18 protein-coding genes are annotated in these 20,407 nt (G+C 40.3%); 12 read left to right on the top strand and 6 right to left on the bottom strand.

Annotated features, from left to right (window positions below; genetic code table 11):
* Window positions 1-362 precede the first annotated feature (362 nt).
* Window positions 363-2,960 (top strand): class I adenylate cyclase, encoded by a 2,598-nt coding sequence (locus HMPREF0693_RS14800; RefSeq protein WP_004246330.1) that lies wholly within the window; start codon window positions 363-365, stop codon window positions 2,958-2,960.
* Between the two features lie 69 nt (window positions 2,961-3,029).
* On the opposite strand, the gene cyaY is transcribed toward HMPREF0693_RS14800, so the two are convergent.
* On the bottom strand, window positions 3,030-3,347 hold the full coding sequence (gene cyaY, locus HMPREF0693_RS14795) for an iron donor protein CyaY (protein WP_004249659.1): 318 nt from the start codon (window positions 3,345-3,347) through the stop codon (window positions 3,030-3,032).
* An 80-nt stretch (window positions 3,348-3,427) separates the two neighbouring features.
* Here cyaY and lptM point away from each other — a divergent pair, with 80 nt between their 5' ends.
* The 7 genes from lptM (at window position 3,428) to HMPREF0693_RS14765 (ending at window position 9,694) form a co-directional block, all read left to right on the top strand.
* Window positions 3,428-3,595 carry an LPS translocon maturation chaperone LptM gene (gene lptM, locus HMPREF0693_RS18660; protein ID WP_004246328.1) on the top strand — a complete coding sequence of 56 codons (168 nt, stop codon included), beginning with the start codon at window positions 3,428-3,430 and terminating at the stop codon, window positions 3,593-3,595.
* 41 nt (window positions 3,596-3,636) lie between these two features.
* Entirely contained in the window at window positions 3,637-4,461 is an 825-nt protein-coding gene (gene dapF, locus HMPREF0693_RS14790; RefSeq protein WP_004246327.1) for a diaminopimelate epimerase, read from the top strand.
* Window positions 4,462-4,485: 24 nt separating this feature from the next.
* Window positions 4,486-5,196, top strand: a complete 711-nt coding sequence (locus HMPREF0693_RS14785) for a DUF484 domain-containing protein (RefSeq protein WP_004246326.1) — start codon at window positions 4,486-4,488, stop codon at window positions 5,194-5,196.
* The gene (xerC, locus tag HMPREF0693_RS14780) at window positions 5,193-6,116 is read left to right on the top strand and encodes a tyrosine recombinase XerC (RefSeq protein WP_004246325.1); all 924 of its coding nucleotides are present in this window, start codon (window positions 5,193-5,195) and stop codon (window positions 6,114-6,116) included. The genes HMPREF0693_RS14785 and xerC overlap by 4 nt, the downstream gene beginning before the upstream one ends.
* Entirely contained in the window at window positions 6,116-6,832 is a 717-nt protein-coding gene (gene yigB, locus HMPREF0693_RS14775; protein ID WP_004246324.1) for a 5-amino-6-(5-phospho-D-ribitylamino)uracil phosphatase YigB, read from the top strand. The genes xerC and yigB overlap by 1 nt, the downstream gene beginning before the upstream one ends.
* A gap of 145 nt (window positions 6,833-6,977) precedes the next feature.
* A complete protein-coding gene (uvrD, locus tag HMPREF0693_RS14770) occupies window positions 6,978-9,134 on the top strand; it encodes a DNA helicase II (protein ID WP_004246323.1) in 2,157 nt (718 codons plus the stop codon).
* 155 nt (window positions 9,135-9,289) lie between these two features.
* On the top strand, window positions 9,290-9,694 hold the full coding sequence (locus tag HMPREF0693_RS14765) for a hypothetical protein (protein WP_004246322.1): 405 nt from the start codon (window positions 9,290-9,292) through the stop codon (window positions 9,692-9,694).
* Between the two features lie 10 nt (window positions 9,695-9,704).
* On the opposite strand, the gene rarD is transcribed toward HMPREF0693_RS14765, so the two are convergent.
* Together rarD and HMPREF0693_RS14755 are read right to left on the bottom strand one after the other, a co-directional pair.
* The gene (rarD, locus tag HMPREF0693_RS14760) at window positions 9,705-10,598 is read right to left on the bottom strand and encodes an EamA family transporter RarD (protein ID WP_004249653.1); all 894 of its coding nucleotides are present in this window, start codon (window positions 10,596-10,598) and stop codon (window positions 9,705-9,707) included.
* Between the two features lie 134 nt (window positions 10,599-10,732).
* On the bottom strand, window positions 10,733-11,200 hold the full coding sequence (locus tag HMPREF0693_RS14755) for a thioesterase family protein (RefSeq protein WP_004249652.1): 468 nt from the start codon (window positions 11,198-11,200) through the stop codon (window positions 10,733-10,735).
* A gap of 234 nt (window positions 11,201-11,434) precedes the next feature.
* Between HMPREF0693_RS14755 and pldA the strand changes: the two genes are divergently transcribed.
* The 4 genes from pldA (at window position 11,435) to yigL (ending at window position 16,089) form a co-directional block, all read left to right on the top strand.
* Window positions 11,435-12,310 carry a phospholipase A gene (gene pldA, locus HMPREF0693_RS14750; RefSeq protein ID WP_004246319.1) on the top strand — a complete coding sequence of 292 codons (876 nt, stop codon included), beginning with the start codon at window positions 11,435-11,437 and terminating at the stop codon, window positions 12,308-12,310.
* A gap of 111 nt (window positions 12,311-12,421) precedes the next feature.
* A complete protein-coding gene (recQ, locus tag HMPREF0693_RS14745; protein ID WP_004246318.1) occupies window positions 12,422-14,251 on the top strand; it encodes an ATP-dependent DNA helicase RecQ in 1,830 nt (609 codons plus the stop codon).
* Window positions 14,252-14,271: 20 nt separating this feature from the next.
* On the top strand, window positions 14,272-15,276 hold the full coding sequence (gene pldB / locus HMPREF0693_RS14740) for a lysophospholipase L2 (protein WP_004246317.1): 1,005 nt from the start codon (window positions 14,272-14,274) through the stop codon (window positions 15,274-15,276).
* Between the two features lie 12 nt (window positions 15,277-15,288).
* A complete protein-coding gene (gene yigL, locus HMPREF0693_RS14735; RefSeq protein WP_004246316.1) occupies window positions 15,289-16,089 on the top strand; it encodes a sugar/pyridoxal phosphate phosphatase YigL in 801 nt (266 codons plus the stop codon).
* A gap of 68 nt (window positions 16,090-16,157) precedes the next feature.
* Here the strand turns inward: yigL and HMPREF0693_RS14730 are convergent, their stop codons facing one another.
* Genes HMPREF0693_RS14730 through HMPREF0693_RS14720 form a run of 3 tightly spaced genes read right to left on the bottom strand, consistent with a single transcriptional unit; the run spans window position 16,158 to window position 20,384 of the window.
* A complete protein-coding gene (locus HMPREF0693_RS14730) occupies window positions 16,158-17,177 on the bottom strand; it encodes a fimbrial protein (protein WP_004249648.1) in 1,020 nt (339 codons plus the stop codon).
* A gap of 9 nt (window positions 17,178-17,186) precedes the next feature.
* Entirely contained in the window at window positions 17,187-19,712 is a 2,526-nt protein-coding gene (locus HMPREF0693_RS14725) for a fimbria/pilus outer membrane usher protein (RefSeq protein WP_036919585.1), read from the bottom strand.
* A gap of 12 nt (window positions 19,713-19,724) precedes the next feature.
* Window positions 19,725-20,384 carry a fimbrial biogenesis chaperone gene (locus HMPREF0693_RS14720; protein ID WP_004246313.1) on the bottom strand — a complete coding sequence of 220 codons (660 nt, stop codon included), beginning with the start codon at window positions 20,382-20,384 and terminating at the stop codon, window positions 19,725-19,727.
* Window positions 20,385-20,407 lie beyond the last annotated feature (23 nt).

Raw genomic sequence — 20,407 nt, 5'->3', positions numbered from 1 at the left:
TTTTAGGTAAAGGTAAGTATTTTTTTCAACTTGTTATCACAAGGTAACTCGTCGATTTTAGCTGTTTTATGGCCGATCAACACTTTTTTCTATATGTTTTCTCTATAAGTAAAATAGACTATCTCTATGATATAAAAGTCATTATTTGCTCTGCTTTATACGATTAAGCGACTAAAAAAGCAATTTAGATCTTGGTGCTATATTTTGAGAGCCTCTTTACGCCTTGCTTGCAAGGTGTTAAATTGATCACGTTTCCGAGATTTTGTTAGTAAAGTTTTATCTATTAATAATTGAATAATTAAAGCTCGGTAATTTATAAACTCAGATTCTACTATTTTCTTAGTATTGTTCAGGCGAAACTCTTGTATCTTTATATTGAAACACTGAAGCAACGGCTGGATGCGATTAATCAACTCAGGCTGGAACGTGCATTTGCATCGATGAGTGATGTGTTTAAACAGGTGTATGGTTTAATTCCTGTTTTACTGCATTACCACCACCCTCAGTTGCCAGGCTATATTCAAGGAAATGTCCCTCATGGTACATGTTTCTTTGAACCTGATGACGTGCAACGTCAATGGGTTAATAAGCTGACTAATGCATCATGTGATGAGCCAATGAATGGATACACCAGCGGAGAGTTACCTATTACGGGTATCTATTCGATGGGAAGTACTTCCTCGATTGGGCAAAGTCACTGCTCCGATATTGATATTTGGGTCTGTCACCAATCTTGGCTGGACCAAGATGAGCGTGCGCGTTTACAACGTAAATGTTTACTGATAGAACAATGGGCAGGAGAATTAGGTATTGATGTTACTTTTTTCTTAATTGATGAGAACCGCTTCCGTCATCATGCAAGTGGTAGCTTAGGTGGGGAAGATTGCGGCTCAACTCAGCATATCCTGTTACTTGATGAGTTCTACCGTACCGCTGTTCGCCTTGCAGGTAAACGTTTGTTATGGACGATGGTACCAGTAGAAGAAGAGTACCATTACGATGAATATGTTAATTCACTCTATGCCCAAGGTGTATTAACGCCCAATGAATGGCTTGATTTAGGTGGATTGGGTGAGCTTTCTGCCGAAGAGTATTTTGGTGCAAGCCTGTGGCAACTCTATAAGAGTGTTGATTCACCTTATAAAGCCGTATTAAAAAGTATTTTATTGGAAGCCTATTCCGCGGATTACCCTAATGGCAAATTGTTGGCATTAGAAATGAAACAGCATCTTCATCGTGGTGAAATCGTAAATTACGGTTTAGATGCATATTGTATGATGCTTGAGCGCGTAACCCGCTATTTAGTTTCGATTAATGATTTAACCCGCCTTGATTTAATCCGTCGCTGTTTCTACCTGAAAGTTTGTGAAAAATTATCTAATGAAAAAAATGAGAATGAACCTGCAGGTTGGCGACGCCAAGTATTATCTCAGTTAGTCACGCAGTGGCAGTGGGATCACGAACGTTTAGCGATATTAGATAATCGTGATAGCTGGAAAATAGAGCGCGTTCGTAACGCACATAATGAATTATTAGATACGATGATGCAAAGCTATCGTAATCTTATTCGTTTTGCGCGCCGTAATAACTTAAGTGTCAGTGCTAGTCCACAAGATATTGGTGTATTAACACGTAAGCTTTATGCCGCTTTTGAAGCGCTACCGGGTAAAGTAACCCTGGTTAATCCACAGATTTCTCCTGATTTATCCGAGCCTCATTTAACCTTTATCTATGTGCCACCTGGACGCGCTAATCGTAGTGGTTGGTATCTTTATAATCGGGCTCCTGATTTTGCACATATTGTTGGTCATCAACCGTTAGAATATAACCGTTACTTAAATAAATTAGTGGCGTGGTCTTATTTTAATGGGTTACTTACTAAAGATTCACAGGTTTATATTCATCAAGGTGACTCCTCTTGTGATGAAATTAAACTTCATGAATTAGTGCGGGATATCTCGAGTCATTTTCCTATTCGTTTACCTGCCCCGACGCCTAAAGCACTGTATAGCCCTTGTGAAATTAGACATTTAGCCATTATTGTCAATTTAGAAGTCGACCCAACAGAGCGTTTTTCTGATCAAGTGGTGCATTTTGATTTTAGAAAGTTGGATGTATTTAGCTTTGGCGAGGAAGAGCAATGCTTAATTGGCAGTATCGATTTACTCTATCGTAACTCTTGGAATGAAGTGAGAACGCTGCATTTTAATGGTACGCAATCGATGTTGGAATCGTTAAAAACTATTTTAGGTAAAATGCACCAAGATGCGGCCCCACCTGCATCGGTTGAAGTTTTTTGTTATAGCCAGCATCTACGTGGTTTAATTCGCACCCGTGTTCAACAGTTAGTCTCAGAATGTATTGAATTGCGTTTATCAACCAATAGATTAGAGCCAGGGCGTTTTAAAGCATTACGTATTGCAGGGCAAACATGGGGATTGTTCTTTGAACGTCTTAATGTTTCTGTGCAAAAGTTGGAGAATGCCATTGAATTTTATGGGGCTATTTCATACAACAAATTGCATGGATTACCCGTTAAATTAGGTAAAGATGCCCGTTATCTGCCCGCGGTGATTGATGGTTTTGCTTGTGAAGGGATTATTCAGTTCTTCTTTGAAACAACAGAGGATAATAATGTCTTTAATATCTATATCTTAGATGAAGCTAATCGAGTGGAGATTTATTCTCACTGCGAAGGTAGTAAAGAAGAGCTAGTAAAAGATGTCAGCCGTTTTTACTCTTCATCTCATGATCGCTTTACTTATGGCTCAAGCTTTATCAACTTCAATTTGCCACAGTTTTATCAAATCGTGAAAGTGGATGGAGCAACGCAAGTACTGCCTTTTGCTGGGGGATCGTTTGGTAAGCTAAGTGATCTAGGTAAAACAGCGCCAAAAGAAGAGATGAGTACTAAGCCTATTCAAGGATTTAATGATTATCAGGCTGTACATCATCATTGATAATCGACACGGCAAAACCGATAGAGAAGTGATGGGGACTTTCCAGCACCCATCACTTAGTTGTTTGTGTTAAAAAGAAAATGCTTCACCACTTTGTTCGCTGATTGCTTGAGCCAACATGGTTAAAAATTCCCCGCCACTACGATCGCAAACCCACTGTGTACCTTTCCAATCAAAATGATAACCGCCAGAACGCGTTGCTAACCATACTTGATGAAAGGCTTCCTGACGATTAATGATAATTTTACTATGATTTTCAAAGGTTAATGTCATTACGCCACCATTGATTTCACAATCAATATCTGCATCACCTTCATAATTATCAATGGTTTGTTCTATTTCTGACATCAATTCGTCAGCTAATTGGTGAAATTCACTATCGTTCATCTTCATTTTCCTATTTGCTTTTCGAGATCTAACTGCGATTATAGAGGATATTAACCAAATTAATGATAGGCAGATTTCGAATGAAAACGTATTTACGTTGCACCCTTGCTATAATAACACTGATTTCTCTTTCTGGTTGTGGCTTGAAAGGCCCTCTCTATTTCCCGCCTGAAGATACTCAGGCAAATATGACTCAGTCATCCCAGCCAACCCAGCAAGTTGAGACTTCCTCAACACAAAACAATTAGTCAATATTAGAAACGGGACACCCGTTTCAGGCAGGGTTAAGATGCAATTTTCAAAAATGCATGGGTTAGGCAATGACTTTATGGTTGTTGATGCTGTTACCCAAAATGTTTATTTTTCACCAGAATTAATTTGCCGGTTAGCCAATCGACATACTGGTGTTGGGTTTGATCAACTGTTAGTAGTTGAAGCACCTTATGATCCTGAATTGGACTTTCATTACCGCATTTTTAATGCTGATGGGAGTGAAGTCGCACAATGTGGCAATGGTGCTCGCTGTTTTGCTCGATTTGTAAGACTAAAAGGGCTTACAAATAAAAGAGAAATAAAAGTCAGTACCCAGTCTGGCAGAATGACCTTACATGTTATGGATAATGAAGATGTTTGTGTCAATATGGGAGAGCCAGAGTTTGAACCACAAAAAGTACCGTTTCGTGCTCAAAAAGTAGAAAAAACCTATATTATCAGAGCGATGGAACGAACAGTTCTATGTGGTGTGGTGTCAATGGGAAATCCGCACTGCGTGATCCAAGTGGAAGATATCAAAACTGCGGAAGTTGAGTCATTGGGCTCAGTATTGGAACAACACGAACGCTTTCCAGAGCGCGCCAATATTGGTTTTATGCAGGTGGTTGATAGAAATACATTGCATTTACGGGTATTTGAACGTGGTGCTGGAGAAACTCAAGCTTGTGGAAGCGGTGCCTGTGCCGCTGTCGCGGTGGGGATCTCCCAAGGTTTATTAGATAGAAAAGTGAAAGTTAATTTACCGGGTGGATCATTATCAATTGAATGGAAAGGTACAGGAAACCCACTTTATATGACAGGACCTGCTGTGCATATTTATGATGGAACAATCCAGCTATAATATTATTTTTGAGAGGTGCTTGGTATGACGGATAAGAATGAGCAGTTTTGTTACCCTGAGAAAAACGAACTCAACGATCAAACCATCATTGATTATCTCAAGGAGCATCCTGGTTTCTTTATCCGTAATGCCAGCTATATTGAGCAAATGCAAGTTCCTCACCCAGTAAGAGGGAGTATCTCATTAGTTGAGTGGATAATGTCACGTCAGCGAACACGTATCCATTATCTTGAAGAGGATATGCGTTTGTTGATTGAGCAAGCTGCAGAAAATGAATCTCTATTTAGCCAATTACTAAGGCTTATCTCTGAGTTATCCCGCTGTAATTCATTAAAGGAAATGCTGGAACGGTTAAATCTTTGGGCGAAGGAGTTAGGGCTTTACTCAGTACAACTGCGTCTTTTCACCGATCGTTGGCAATTACAACCTCCTTTAGATGCTCAAACACTCGCACTATCTCGTCAAACATTTGAGCATTTCCGTATTCAGCGTATGGGCGATAATAATCACTATTTGGGGCCATTAAATGGCCAAGAAATCATGTTATTAATGCCTAATGTTCGTCGTTCTGGCTCTGTGGCACTCTCATTATTAGGGCATTATGGCGATTTAGGGGTGATCATTTTTAATAGTCGAGATAGCCAACATTTTCAAGAAGGTATGGGAACGGCAATGTTGGATAAACTCGCACAGATATTACCTGAGTTATTAACTCGCTGGATCGCAAGACAATGAGCCAAATTATTGACGTCCCTGAAACACTCTCATTAGCCATTGATAGCTTCTTAAGTTATATCGAAGTTGAACGGCGATTAAGTCCGGTAACGGTAGAAAATTACCAGCGACAATTAATGACCATTGCACAAATGATGGTTGCAATAAAAATCAACCAATGGTCGTTACTAGAAAGCCAACATGTGCGTATGTTATTGGCTAAAAGCCATCGCAGTGGATTACAACCTGCAAGTTTAGCATTGCGCTTTTCAGCATTGCGTAGCTTCCTTGATTGGCAAGTTTCTCAAGGAATGTTAGCAGTAAACCCCGCCAAAGGGGTTCGAACACCCAAATCAGGTCGTCACTTGCCTAAAAATATGGATGTTGATGAAGTCAGTCAGTTGATGAATATCGACTTAAAAGATCCCCTCTCTGTAAGGGATAGAACGATGCTGGAAGTGATGTATGGCGCTGGATTACGTTTATCTGAACTGACTAACTTAAATATCAATGATATTGATCTCCAAGAAGGCGAAGTCCGAGTATTAGGTAAAGGCAGTAAAGAGCGTAAAGTTCCCTTGGGAAGAAAAGCCGTAGAGTGGTTACAGCATTGGTTTGCCATGCGGGAGCTGTATTCTCCTGAGGACACCGCGGTTTTTATCTCAACGAAAAGCGGTAAACGATTATCTGTTCGCAGTGTGCAAAAACGTTTTGAACTTTGGGGGGTGAAACAAGGACTCAGTAGCCATGTTAATCCTCATAAACTGCGCCACTCTTTTGCCACTCATTTACTTGAATCAAGTGGTGATTTGCGAGCAGTACAAGAGCTATTAGGCCACGCTAATTTATCAACCACACAAGTTTATACTCACTTAGATTTTCAGCATTTAGCGAAAGTCTATGATGCTGCTCATCCAAGAGCTAAGAGAGAAAAATCATAATGCACTTTTATCGCACTCTGATGCCGATTGCAGCGATGACTTTTGATTTAGACGATACGCTGTATGACAATGTTCCTGTGATGAATAAAACAGAAGAAGAGACCTTAGCGTTTATCCGTCAGTATGATGAGCGTTTTCACCATTTTACTGAACATGATGTAGATGCTTACAAACAGCCACTATTAGAAAATAATCCTGATATTTTTCACGATATCACTCAGTGGCGTTGGTTAGCGGCTAAAAATATGTTGTTAGACTATGGCTATAGTGAAACTAAAGCACAGCAAGGTGCTGATGAAATTATGGCTCATTTTGCTTATTGGCGTAGCCGTATTAATGTCCCTAATAATACCCATCACGTGTTGACACAACTGGCGGAAAAAATCCCATTAATCGCTATTACTAATGGTAATGCTAATCCATTAAGCTGTGGGTTGGGGCAATACTTTACACATATTTTAAAGGCAGGGCCTGATGGGCGCTCTAAGCCTTATCCTGATATGTTTGATAAGGCGGCTTCGTTACTTAAACTCCCTCATCAGAATATTTTGCATGTAGGCGATCATCTAGTGACGGATGTAGAAGGCGCGGTTAAAAGTGGATTACAGGCGTGTTGGATTAATTTAGATAATCGCAGTTTGTTTACCGAAGGTGAAACGCGTGTTATGCCTCATATTGAGATCACTGAATTAGCTAAACTGGTTGAATTAATTTAGTCATAGACGCGCTCTGTGCAGGTCTTTATCCACTTTTCAGTGGGCATAGTTTTGCATCGGGCGTAAAATCCTGTTAGTTTGTTGCTTAATAAACTAACTTCTGTATATATCCACAGTATTTCTCTTCACTCAATGATTGGTAATTATGGACGTCTCATATCTGCTCGAAGGCCTTAACGATAAACAGCGCGAAGCCGTTGCAGCACCGCGTGTAAATATGCTGGTACTTGCAGGTGCTGGTAGTGGTAAAACACGTGTATTAGTACATCGCATTGCTTGGTTATTATCTGTTGAACAAGCCTCTCCTTTTTCCATTATGGCGGTAACATTTACTAATAAAGCTGCAGCAGAAATGCGTCATCGTATTGAGGACTTGATTGGTACTAGTCAAGGGGGAATGTGGATAGGTACCTTCCATAGTCTCGCCCATCGTTTATTACGGGCGCATTATCTTGATGCTGGTTTACCTCAAGACTTCCAAATCATTGATAGTGATGATCAATACCGTTTAATTCGTCGTATCGTAAAATCCATGGCTCTTGATGATAAGCAATGGCCTCCTCGTCAAGGTATGTGGTATATCAATGGAAAGAAAGATGAGGGACTCCGCCCACAACATATTCAGACCTATGGTAACCCCGTGGAAACCACATGGTTAAAAGTCTATCAAGCTTATCAAGAAGCTTGTGATCGTGCAGGCTTAGTGGACTTTGCGGAGTTGTTATTGCGTGCCCATGAGTTGTGGCTGAATAAACCACAAATTTTAGAACACTATCAACACCGTTTTACCAATATCTTAGTGGATGAATTCCAAGATACTAACCGTATTCAATATGCTTGGATCAGGATGTTGGCAGGACAGACTGGTAAGGTGATGATAGTCGGTGATGATGATCAATCTATTTACGGTTGGCGTGGGGCTCAAGTTGAAAATATTCAAAACTTTTTAAATGAATTTCCCGGCGCTGAAACCATCCGCTTAGAGCAAAATTATCGCTCCACCAGTAATATTCTAAAAGCCGCTAATGCCTTAATTGCTAATAATAGCGATCGTTTAGGTAAAAACCTATGGACAGAAGGGGCTGAAGGCGAGCCGATTTCACTCTATTGTGCATTTAACGACCTAGATGAAGCGCGTTATGTAGTAGGGCGTATTAAGCGTTGGCATGAAGAGGGAGGCGCCCTTGCAGATTGTGCCATTCTTTATCGTAGTAATGCCCAATCGCGCATCATGGAAGAAGCGCTATTACAAGCGAATATGCCTTATCGTATTTATGGTGGACAGCGTTTCTTCGAGCGTCAAGAGATCAAAGATGCCCTCTCTTATATGCGTTTAACAGCGAATCGTCACGATGATGCTTCTTTTGAACGTGTTGTGAATACGCCAACGCGTGGAATTGGTGATAGAACCTTAGATGTGGTTCGCCAAGTAGCTAGAGATAACCAAATCACATTATGGGAAAGTGCATTACAGGTTATTGAGCATAAAATGCTAGCAGGCCGGGCTATTGCGGCAATTGCGCGCTTTTTAGAATTAATTGAGACGTTAGCAAATGAAACAGCGGATATGCCGTTGCATGTGCAAACAGACCGTATTATTCGCGATTCTGGCTTAAAAGCGATGTATGAGCAGGAAAAGGGTGAAAAAGCACAAGCGCGGATTGAAAACTTGGAAGAGCTGGTGACGGCGACTCGTCAATTTAGCTATCAAGATGAAGACGAAGATTTAATGCCATTGCAAGCTTTTCTCTCTCATGCGGCATTAGAATCAGGAGAAGGACAGGCTGATGCGTATCAAGATGCTGTTCAATTGATGACACTACACTCGGCGAAAGGGCTAGAGTTCTCACAAGTGTTTATTGTCGGGGTTGAAGAAGGCATGTTCCCAAGCCAGATGTCCTTGGATGAAGGTGGGCGCTTAGAAGAAGAGCGTCGGCTAGCTTATGTTGGTGTGACGCGCGCCATGAAAAAGTTAACACTTACTTACGCTGAAAACCGCCGTTTATATGGTAAAGAAGTGAGCCATCGACCTTCGCGCTTTATTGGCGAGTTACCGAAAGAGTGTGTTGAAGAAGTACGGTTACGGGCGACGGTTTCACGTCCCGTGAATCATCATCGTTTAGGTACACCGATTGTTAGTAATGATACAGGTTACTCCCTTGGTCAACGGGTTAAGCACCCTAAATTTGGTGAAGGTACTATTATTAATATCGAAGGTAGCGGTGAACACTGCCGATTACAAATAGCCTTTAATGGTGAAGGTATTAAGTGGTTGGTTGCTGCTTTTGCACGATTAGAGTGATTGGCTATTTATTGACACTGTTAATTTTTTAAAAGAGAGCAATATAAAAAAACACCCTTACTAATCTAGAAGATAGTTAAGGGTGTTTTTTTTAATGAACATATAATTAACCGAATTAATAATTCCGTTACAGATTATTTTAACGGAGTTAGCTGATGAAAATTACTTCTGTATTATTTGATACTTATTATCCAATTAAGCCTGTGACAAAAATCACTGAGGATTTCTCTGTTGATAAAATGCCCCCTGTGGAGCCTATTTATGAGCAGCGTTTTGATACTTACCATCCTAGTGCTCCTGCCAACCCGTTTGAAGAAGATCTCTATTGTCGATTATTACGACATCAACGTGATTTTGTGCCGCGCATGAATCTCTATTTAAGTGGGGTGATCGGTGCTATCCGTATTGCAACTAATTCTACATCAACATTCTTTAGACGCTCACAACGCCGTATAGAAGCGATAGCAATGGGTTGTAATACAAAAGAAGAGCACTCAAGCCCTGCCAGAAAGGGGTATCTTTCTGGCGCTTTCATTAGTATTGATAATTTAGCTCAATAGTAAGTATGTGCTAACTTCGTCTTAAACGTTGCTGAGTGTAGAGTGCATCTAAAGTAAATAAGATAAGGGCGACCCAAATAAACCCAAAGGTCACTAAACGCTCCGCATCGATTTGTTCTCCATACACCATAGTGGCGAGAATAAACATCAATGTGGGTCCTATATACTGGAAAAATCCTAGGGTAGATAGACGCAAATGTTGAGCTGCTTCGGTAAAGAGCAGTAAGGGTACGGTGGTGATAACCCCTGCAGCAATCAGTAATGTATTTAGCGACCAGCTATTTTCTAACATATTGCTGGTGGGTGAATGGGTAAAAAAGAGGATATAAACTAAAGCAACAGGAAACAGCCACAGTGTTTCTATTGTCATACCCGTTTGTGCATCTACCCCAAGTTTTTTACGTAATAGTCCATATAGGCCGAATGTGACTGCTAAACTAAGGCCGATAACAGGTACAGAGCCGAATTGCCATAATTGGATAAAGACGCCAGTAAAGGCTAAGCTTACGGCGAACCATTGCATACGGCGAAAGCGCTCGCCTAAAAAAATCATACCGAATAACACATTAACTAATGGATTAATAAAGTAACCAAGGCTGGCTTCTAACATAAATCCGTGGTTAACCGCCCATATATAGATAAGCCAGTTACTGGCAATAATCACCGCAGTAAGTGCTAACATTAGTACTTTTTTGGGCTGGCGAACAAGTTGGCGTAAATAGGGCCAATGGCGAGTGATCGACATTAAAAGCAACATAAAGAAGAATGACCATAAAATACGGTGTGTTAAGATCTCTTCTGCGGGCACTTCTTGAATGCTTTTAAAATAGACAGGGGCAATACCCCAGATCAAATAGGCGCCTAGGGCACATAAAACGCCTTTTAAAGTGTTTTTCTGGCTCATGCTATCTCTGGTATTGATGGAAATGAAATATGTGACGGGGTTATCATACCCAATGACATTATCTAATGTGTCATTAGGCATGTTTTTTTACAAGTAATTAATATTAATCTACCCAAGATAATGGATAAGTCGCATCAGCCAACAATATAAGTTGCTGTGCCGCTGGCGATATGAACTTGTTTTTCATTGTGTAATTCAACCCTTGCCACAGAAACTTTATTACCACTACGTAGTATATGACTACTTGCGGTAAAACATTCCCCTCGTCCTGGGCGTAAATAATCAACACGTAGATCGATAGTGCCCATTTTGGCCAGTTTTTGTTCGAGTTGCTCTTGGGATATAGGGGCTAGACGTGTTAGGGCATTACCTACACAGACTAAACCTGCACTTACGTCTAACACCGAGGCTATCATGCCACCATGTAAAATGCGTTGTGCGATATTGCCAACCAGTTTGTCTTGGTAGCGAAATTGGATCTCAGCATAATCTTGTTCGAAGCGAATTAATTCTAAACCTATCAGTTGATTAAAAGGCATTTGATAGACAAAAACATGTCCAATCAACGCTTGTGCTTCTTCCAGTGTTAATATTTTCTCCATTTTAAAGTTCCTCGACATTTTATTATTAGGTTAATGTTTTGTTAATAATAGATGACAAAAAGGTAATTTCCCATTCATCCGATTAATAGAGTGGCGAGAAAATATATGAGATTTAATGGAAATAACGTGTAAAATATGGACGCCTAACGCGAATAAAGCTGATATATAAGCGCTCACGACAAATATTAAGTGCTATCTTTTATATTGTTCACTAATAATACAGGATAATTAACTATGCGTTACATCCGTTCTTTACTCACGGTGATTTTAACCTACCCTGTATGGGGAGTGGCGGCGGAGATATCACCTGTATCATCTCCAACACCGTTGGTTCAGGGCAGTATTATTTCCGGTCTATTACAAGAGTATGATTCACCCTTTGTACTTTACCCTTATGAATCTAATTATATTATTTACACAAAAACCTCCGATATGAATAAAGAGGCGATTGCTAGTTATGATTGGGGTCATAAGGCTAAAAAAGATGAAGTTAAATTTCAGATAAGTCTTGCATTCCCGCTGTGGCGTGGCATTGCCGGGGAAAATTCTGTATTAGCGGCTTCCTATACGCAACGCTCTTGGTGGCAGCTAAGTAATAAAAAAGAGTCTGCGCCGTTTCGTGAAACCAACTATGAACCACAACTATTTTTAGGTTGGGCGACGGATTATCAATTTGCCGGTTGGACATTAAGAGAAATTGAAACGGGATTTAACCATGAATCGAATGGCCGCGCAGAGCCTACTTCACGAAGTTGGAATCGTGTTTATGCACGTTTTATGGCGCAAAAAGGTAATTTCCAACTCGATCTGAAACCTTGGTACCGTTTTAATGAAAGTGCTAAAAATGATGATAATCCCGATATTAATCGCTATATGGGATATTACCGCTTAAAAGCGGGTTATCGTTTAGGCGAAAGTACGTTTACTTTAACAGGGCGTTATAACTGGAGTAGCGGATACGGTGCTGCCGAGCTAGGCTGGAGCTATCCTATTACCAAGCATGTACGCTTTTATACCCAACTATTTAGTGGGTATGGGGAGTCGATGATTGATTATAATTTCCGTCAAACTCGTATCGGTGTCGGCGTTATGCTCAATGATATGCTGTAATTTTCTTCATTCTAGGGTAGCATAACACGACAAGTGGTGATGGCACCTTTATACTGGTGCCTTTTCTTTTACTCCTCATTATCGTTCTTACCAGCTTTTCAGAGGAATGGCGTGTCCACAGCAGAAGTTCTTAATTCAATGCCATCAGCTCAGGTTATTTTGCGCGAAACCTTTGGTTATCAGCAATTTCGACCAGGCCAGCAAGAGATTATTGATACCATTATCACCGGGCGCGACTGTTTAGTCGTCATGCCGACGGGAGGGGGAAAATCGCTTTGCTATCAAATACCTGCGCTTTTGCTTGATGGCTTAACCGTAGTTGTTTCTCCGTTGATTTCCCTAATGAAAGATCAAGTTGATCAACTCTGCTTACATGGTATTGACGCGGCATTTCTTAACTCAACTCAAAGCCGAGATGAACAACTGCAAGTACAAATGCGTTGTCAACGGGGTGAAATAAAACTGTTATATATTGCACCTGAACGCCTAATGATGGAGAGTTTTCTTCACCATTTAGTGCAATGGCAGCCTGCTTTATTAGCGGTGGATGAAGCACACTGTATTTCTCAATGGGGTCATGATTTTCGCCCTGAATACCGAGGAATTGGCTTATTAAGACAGTATCTTCCTGATGTCCCTATTATTGCGTTAACGGCGACAGCTGATAATACAACACGTCATGACATTATTAATCAGCTCGCGTTACGCACTCCTTTAGTTCATATTAGCAGTTTTGACCGCCCAAATATTCGTTATACTTTAGTTGAAAAATATAAACCGCTCGATCAACTTTGGCTGTTTATTCGTGGGCAGAAAGGAAAATCAGGCATTATCTATTGTAATAGTCGCAGCAAAGTAGAAGAGACCGCTGAACGACTAGGTAAGCGAGGATTAAGTATCGCCGCTTATCATGCGGGTATGGATATTGCCACACGAGCGAAAGTGCAAGATGCTTTTCAACGCGATGATTTGCAGATTGTGGTCGCAACGGTCGCTTTCGGCATGGGAATTAATAAACCCAATGTACGTTTTGTGGTTCATTTTGATATTCCGCGTAATATTGAATCTTACTATCAAGAAACGGGACGCGCAGGACGCGATGGTTTACCTGCACAAGCGGTGCTGTTTTATGATCCCGCGGATATGGCTTGGCTACGTCGTTGTTTAGATGAGAAGCCAGAAAGTGAACAAAAAGCGATTGAATCCCATAAATTAAATGCCATGGGGGCTTTTGCCGAAGCACAAACTTGTCGACGTTTAGTGTTACTTAATTACTTTGGTGAACACCGCCAACAAGCTTGTGGTAACTGCGATATTTGCCTTGATCCACCTAAACAATATGATGGGTTAGTGGATGCACAAAAAGCGTTATCTTGCATCTATCGTACCGGACAACGTTTTGGCATTGGTTATATTGTTGAAATTTTACGCGGTGCCAATAATCAACGCATTCGCGATAATGGTCATGATAAATTGCCAGTTTATGGTATTGGTAAAGCCCATAGCCATGAATATTGGATGAGTGTGATCCGCCAATTGATCCATTTAGGTATGGTTGCGCAAAATATCGTTCATCGTTCTGCATTACAATTGACTGAGATAGCTCGACCGATATTGCGTGGTGAGGTGTCATTACCCTTGGCAGTACCACGACTATTAAGCCCAACAAAAAGCCGTTATCAGCAAACAAAAAATAGTCATCGACAGTACGATAGGAAATTATTTGCGAAACTACGCAAATTACGTAAATCTATTGCTGATGAAGAAAATATTCCACCCTTTGTGGTATTTAATGATGTCACACTGATTGAAATGGCGGAACAATGCCCTGTCTGCCCTGATGAATTGTTGTTGATCAATGGGGTAGGACAACGAAAACTAGAACGATTTGGGCCAGCATTTATGACACTTATCCGTGATCATATTGAGGGGTTCGAATAGCGCCAACGAGGAGGAGCCGAATGACAACCACACTTTTTCAGCACATGTGGTTATCTCGTGAAAAGCAATTCTCTGCTTTTACGAATGGTATCTTATTGGACTTTTGGAACCAACGACAGGAAGGCGAATTTACCGGAGTCGATGGCGTGAGCATTCGCTATGCTCATTGGCGCTCTTCATCACACAAAAAAGCGTTGGTGATCTGCTCTGGTCGTAGTGAAAGTTATGTAAAATATCCTGAAGTGGCCTTCGATTTTTATCATCTTGGTTATGATATTTTTCTTCTCGATCATCGGGGGCAAGGATTATCAGGGCGCTTATTAGATGATCCGCAAAAAGGCCACGTAGAAAAATTCAGTGATTATGTCGATGATTTATCGACATTTATTGATACTATCGTTTTGCCTTATCACTATCAGCACTATTTTGCGTTAGCCCATTCGATGGGCGGCGCTATTTTAGCCAGCTACCTATTACGTAAACCTGATATTTTCCAAGCCGCCGCACTGTGTGCGCCGATGTTTGGGATTAATTTACCAATACCACGCTGGGTGGCTAATTTTTTAGTTAACCGTGCAGAACAAAGTGTTTCAGAACGAAATAATTACGCGGTATCAACGGGCAAATGGTTTCCTTTGCCATTTATCTTGAATGTATTGACTCATAGCCATGAAAGGTATCGTCGATACTTACGTTACTATGCCGATTTCCCTCAATTACGTTTAGGTGGGCCGACCTATCATTGGATGAAAGAGAGCCTAGAAACGGGGGATTGGCTGATTGAACATGCAAAAGAGATTAACACCCCTTTGCTAGTACTTGAAGCTGAGCTAGATAAAGTGGTGGATAATCGGGGAGTAAGGGCTTTCTGTGATGGTTATAGTCAGTCCAGAACAAGAGAAGAAAAGCAAAAATTGCCACTTGTGATTGAAGGTGCGCACCATGAAATCTTGTTCGAAATAGATAAGCTACGCTCACAAGCATTAATTGAAATCTGTGAGTTTTATGATAAGCATTTATTTTAATCAGGAATGTGTATGTATTCGATAGTTGCTTCTGATCTTGATGGCACCTTGTTATCACCTAACCACTTATTAACTCCCTATACCAAAGAAACGTTACATCTGCTTATTGAAAAAGGGATCCATTTTGTGTTTGCCACAGGACGTCATCATATCGATGTGGCACAAATTCGTGATGGGCTTGGTATTGACGCGTATATGATCACTTCAAATGGGGCTCGAGTACACAATACGCAAGGCACTCTTATTTTCAGTCAAGATCTTGAACCTGAAATCGTTTATGACTTAGCCCTAATGGTGTTTGATCACCCAGATATTGCAACGAATATTTATAGCAGTGATGACTGGTATATCAATAAAGAAACGCCTGAATTAAAAGAATTTTTTAAAGAATCGGTATTTAATTACCGTCTATTTGAGAAAACAGGCTTCCCAACAACGCAGGTGTGCAAAGTCTTTTTTACCTCAGAAGATCATGAATTGTTAGTTGAGTTAGAAAAGAAAATTAATCAACGTTGGGGCAATAAAATTAACGCAAGTTTTTCGTTGCGTAATTGCCTAGAAATTATGGCGGGTGGGGTATCAAAAGGAGAGGCACTACAAAAAGTCGCTAAGTTGATGCAACATTCAGTAAAAGATGCCATTGCATTTGGTGATGGTATGAATGATAAAGAGATGCTACAGATGGCGGGTAAAGGCTGCATTATGCAAAATGCCCACCAGCTACTAAAAGATCTATTACCGGATATGGAAGTGATTGGCTCAAATGTTGATGATGCTGTTGCACACTATTTACGTAAGTTGTATCAGGTTTAATCACAACCAATGGGATAAATTAAAAGGCGGATAATACTTCCGCCTTTTAGTTTAAGAGCGCAATTTACTTAATGATATTGCAGGGTAAATTGCAGTGTTCCATCAGCTTTGCCTGCGGTGGTAGTCTCAGAAGTTTGTATGTAACCCGCTTCTAAAGGAATAGAAAAATTACCACTGTTATTCTTTTCGCTCACCGTTATCAATTTTCCTAACTCAATGGGTTGGTTTTGGTATTTCACCTGAATGCCATAGCCTTTGGCTGTATTGCTATCATTGGCATTATTAAGGCTAATCGTGCCTGCGGTTTGGCTAGCATCTGGGGTGCCATCGAATTTTATCTTAATGGGTGAAACGGGATCACAATCTAAATCGATATTCACATCTTGTAGACTATCAGGGCTAACAGAGCCAACGCCATTAAAGCTCGATTTTGCCACAGAGCCTAAAGGAACATTAATATTATTATTGATAACTTCACAGCCACTGGAAACAATATTAAGGGGATTAAGGTAAACCTTTGGTTCAGTGCGGCCAGTATTGTCACTGGTGATAAATCCCCCATTGTGATACAAAATCAGCATAGCAACCCATGTGCTTGGAATGGTTTGTGATTTGATATTGTTACGCAGTTTATATAACGTCATTTTTAAAGAAGCGGTATAACTACTACGGTTTAAGTTACTTGTGCAAATAAGGCGATTACTGTAGTTGCCATCAACATTATATAGTCCATCGACATAAGCGGAGCCGGTGCAACCGACAGTAATAGTCCCGTGTAGGGTATAACCGATACCACTAGTCCCTAATTCACGCACATAGGCACTGCCTACTTTAGGGCTGGAAGCTGAAATATAGCCGGGCAAGTAGATCCCCGCTTGTACTGGGCCTGTGATATTCCACCAAGTCCAGCCATACATAGTGCCTAAGTCAATCGTTGCCAGCTCTGTTAAAATAGGCGCGGTTCTTGAAACATAAATTGGATTGTTATAACTCACCGTTCTAGTGGTTGTATCGGCACGATATTCAGCAAAAGCGGTTGATGTATACAAAAGTGCAGACAGACAACCCAAAGTTATATATTTATTCATATTTATCACCTATCTGCAGTCCAGTTGTAAAAATTGAATTTTCTCGAGCGATAGATCGGCGTTTAATGTTGCTTGGCACTGTTCCGTAGCACTATTCCCCCATTTGGCTTGTAGTTGACTACTTGCAGGTACACCATTTAGGAAAACCTCACCATCATTAGCCACAATCCCACTGGAAATCACTTGTCCATCTTGGCTAATTTCAACTTGGCTACCGAATGGTAAAGGTTTACCGTTATAAGAGAGGTTCACTAATACTCTTGCACCCTTGCGAGCTTTAAAATCGGCTAAAACAATCGCGCCTTTCGTTGGGATCACTGTTGTTGAAGTGAGTTCCACATCGTTGTTTCCCTTTAAGGAAGCGGGATCAACCGTTACTCTATTGCGTTCATAACGGGAAACGTTAGGGATAACGGCATAACCTTGAGCATTGGTATATAAACTTTGTGCACTGCTAATTTTCAAATGATCAATATCTTCCGCTTTGATTAAAATAGCGGAGTCATAGATAGTGCGGGATGGGGTTATTCCATCTTGATGGATTAATAACGCGCCAGTTGCTCCCCAATTCACTGACTGGAAACGTTTATCATAGTTATAACCAGCACTGATTTCGCCACCTGAAGCACTATAACTACCATTGATAGCACCGCTATATTCTTGGCGAGTATGGTTATAGTTTTGCGAAATATCATACTGAAGATTGTTATCTTCGAGACGAGTACCACTTAAACTCACAGAACTTATCGAATCACCTTGTTTACTGGTGTTATAACGATAACTTAACCAATTGTTATTGTTGGTCATATTGAACGGTAGGTTAAAGTTAATCGATAAAATTTGATCGGTTAATTCACTTTCTTGCCGTTTATTATAGGCATAAGAAATACTATAACTGAGTGAGCGATAATTAGAGTTAAAGCTTAGGTTGATATTGCGATCGACTCTATCTTGATACCAATAGTATTGCTGATAACCATTTAAAGAGAGGTAACCAAGCTCTCCTAATGCTTGCGATACTGAGATCTGAAACTGTTTTTTCTTACGATAAAGCTGTGAAAAGCGTTCATTCGTGGTTGAAAAATCATAATAATCTTTAGTTGAGTAGCGATAAGACGCTAATGAAAATCCTGTTTTGGTATCCGGTAAATATTTTGAATACTGGACACGATAAGATTGCCCTTGTGCTTTATGGTTATCGATAAGCGTGGTATTTGCATGAGTTATATCGGCTGAAATCGCCCCTAAATAACCCATATTTACGCCGGCACCTATCGCATAAGCTTGATAATCTGCTGAAAGTAGCGTACCTCCATAAAGGGAAAAATTATAAGGTAAGCCGTAAATGGCAGAAGCTTGTAAAAAGGTCGGTTTTCGCTCTGCGCTATCAGCATTATATTTCCCCAAGTCGAGACTATATTTTAAGTTCCCAGCTCGTTGCATCATGGGGACTGCAGAGAAGGGTTGGGAAAATGTACGTTTGCTCCCATCAGCTTCTTCAACAGTCACTTGTAAATCACCACTATAAGAGGTGGGATAGAGATCTGATATTTCAAATTCACCGGGGGGAACAGAGGTTTGATAAATAACACTATTATTTTGGCGAATAGTCACCATTGCGTTGCTTTGTGCAATTCCTCTTACAACAGGAGCAAAGCCACGTTGACTTTGTGGCAACATGCTTTCATCTGAGGCTAATTTAATACCACGATAAGGAACACTTTCTAACACATCATTACTTGATGCGGTTTCACCTAGTGTTAATCGACTTTTTAAACGGCGGATATCGCGTTCAACGTAAGTTTGTAGACTGTTCCATTCTGCGGCGTTATCACTATTTTTGTTGTAAGTGCTGTGATTACGTACACGCCAAGCGCCTAGATTAATACCACTGCGTAATCCTAAAAAGATATTGTCACTGTCTTTTTGGTCTCGATACCAATATTTATTCTGACGATAGGTGTAATTAATAAAGGCTGCATTAATCCCATCATTCCATTCTGTGGGGGATATATAACCTTGCCCATAGTTATATAATGCAATTTGTGGGATCGAAAATGATAATCGCGCACGTGAAAAATCATATTTATATGTAGCATTAGGAATAACACGAGCAATATCCGTTATTTTACTACTATCAGGTTGTTGGCTAAACGCGTCTGTAACGGACCCTTTGACTCCCCAATTGAGTAAATCCTGTTTACTGATTTCAGGTGCCAGCACTTTTTTATCGTCATCAAAAATAAAACGAATTTGACGATTATCGATAAGTTTATCGTTAAGATAAATATCGACAGAATAGACACCAGGAAGTTGTCCTCCTGCATAGGACAGGTAATTCAGACTGTTAATATCTGCAACGTGATTTTCGATACCTAAATTAAGTGCTTCAGGATTAAAAATATCTTCAGCAAGAACAGTATAAGGGAATAAAACAGTCGTGATAGCAATAGCTAACACTCCACGACGATAAAGATTATCTGCCATGTTGATGGGTAATCGTTTTGTAGATACTGCTATCATAGAAAAAGTCATCGCCGTATACTCTTAATTTAATACTTTATCTACAGTCGCACCGTAATCATTGATAAATTGAACGGTAACTTTCTGCGGAATATGATTTTCTTTTAGCAAGACCACTTCTTGGTGAGGATTAACAAAATCATTAAATGGGTAGCGTTTATCACCCACTAAGATATGTTTAATTGTCAGGTGATACGGCGTATCGTTATTTATTACTAACCCTTTATTTTGTTTAGATAATTTCACCTTATCAAAATCAAGTGGTTCAATATCATGGGCACGGAGAAACAATTTAAATTGAGAGTTAATCACTAATTGGAGTTGATTCTCTGGACTTTTTTCCATCGGTGGAATGGATTTGATATTGAGCCAATAAACCACTTCTTGGTTTGATGCCAAAGGTGCTCCGGTATATGAAATTCGCGCCGTGCCTGAACTATCTGGCTCAATACGAAATAGTGGAGGTGTTGCAATAAAAGGTGTTTTTTCATCACCTTGATAAGCTGAAACCCAACTTTGAATTAAATAGGGTTTTTCCTTATCCGTATTCATAATTGGAATACTGATTTCACGTAGATTATCGTCATAGACAAAACGTGTTCCTCCCACACTTATTCCAGCAGCTTGGCTAGCCGTTATGAGGGAAAATAGTAAAAATAATATTAGGGAAATATTCTTTTTCATAAGTGGCCATAAGTTTGAGGAGA

It is taken from the genome of Proteus mirabilis ATCC 29906, assembly GCF_000160755.1.
In the GTDB taxonomy this organism is placed as follows: Bacteria; Pseudomonadota; Gammaproteobacteria; order Enterobacterales; family Enterobacteriaceae; genus Proteus; species Proteus mirabilis.
This window is presented reverse-complemented; position numbering and strand designations above follow the sequence as displayed.

Bases quoted from the DNA above. Each gene is read 5' to 3' on its own strand.
- cyaY (WP_004249659.1), bottom strand. From the start codon at position 3,347: ATGAACGATAGTGAATTTCACCAATTAGCTGACGAATTGATGTCAGAA.
- lptM (WP_004246328.1), top strand. From the start codon at position 3,428: ATGAAAACGTATTTACGTTGCACCCTTGCTATAATAACACTGATTTCT.
- dapF (WP_004246327.1), top strand. From the start codon at position 3,637: ATGCAATTTTCAAAAATGCATGGGTTAGGCAATGACTTTATGGTTGTT.
- HMPREF0693_RS14785 (WP_004246326.1), top strand. From the start codon at position 4,486: ATGACGGATAAGAATGAGCAGTTTTGTTACCCTGAGAAAAACGAACTC.
- xerC (WP_004246325.1), top strand. From the start codon at position 5,193: ATGAGCCAAATTATTGACGTCCCTGAAACACTCTCATTAGCCATTGAT.
- yigB (WP_004246324.1), top strand. From the start codon at position 6,116: ATGCACTTTTATCGCACTCTGATGCCGATTGCAGCGATGACTTTTGAT.
- uvrD (WP_004246323.1), top strand. From the start codon at position 6,978: ATGGACGTCTCATATCTGCTCGAAGGCCTTAACGATAAACAGCGCGAA.
- HMPREF0693_RS14765 (WP_004246322.1), top strand. From the start codon at position 9,290: ATGAAAATTACTTCTGTATTATTTGATACTTATTATCCAATTAAGCCT.
- rarD (WP_004249653.1), bottom strand. From the start codon at position 10,598: ATGAGCCAGAAAAACACTTTAAAAGGCGTTTTATGTGCCCTAGGCGCC.
- HMPREF0693_RS14755 (WP_004249652.1), bottom strand. From the start codon at position 11,200: ATGGAGAAAATATTAACACTGGAAGAAGCACAAGCGTTGATTGGACAT.
- pldA (WP_004246319.1), top strand. From the start codon at position 11,435: ATGCGTTACATCCGTTCTTTACTCACGGTGATTTTAACCTACCCTGTA.
- pldB (WP_004246317.1), top strand. From the start codon at position 14,272: ATGACAACCACACTTTTTCAGCACATGTGGTTATCTCGTGAAAAGCAA.
- yigL (WP_004246316.1), top strand. From the start codon at position 15,289: ATGTATTCGATAGTTGCTTCTGATCTTGATGGCACCTTGTTATCACCT.
- HMPREF0693_RS14730 (WP_004249648.1), bottom strand. From the start codon at position 17,177: ATGAATAAATATATAACTTTGGGTTGTCTGTCTGCACTTTTGTATACA.
- HMPREF0693_RS14725 (WP_036919585.1), bottom strand. From the start codon at position 19,712: ATGACTTTTTCTATGATAGCAGTATCTACAAAACGATTACCCATCAAC.
- HMPREF0693_RS14720 (WP_004246313.1), bottom strand. From the start codon at position 20,384: ATGAAAAAGAATATTTCCCTAATATTATTTTTACTATTTTCCCTCATA.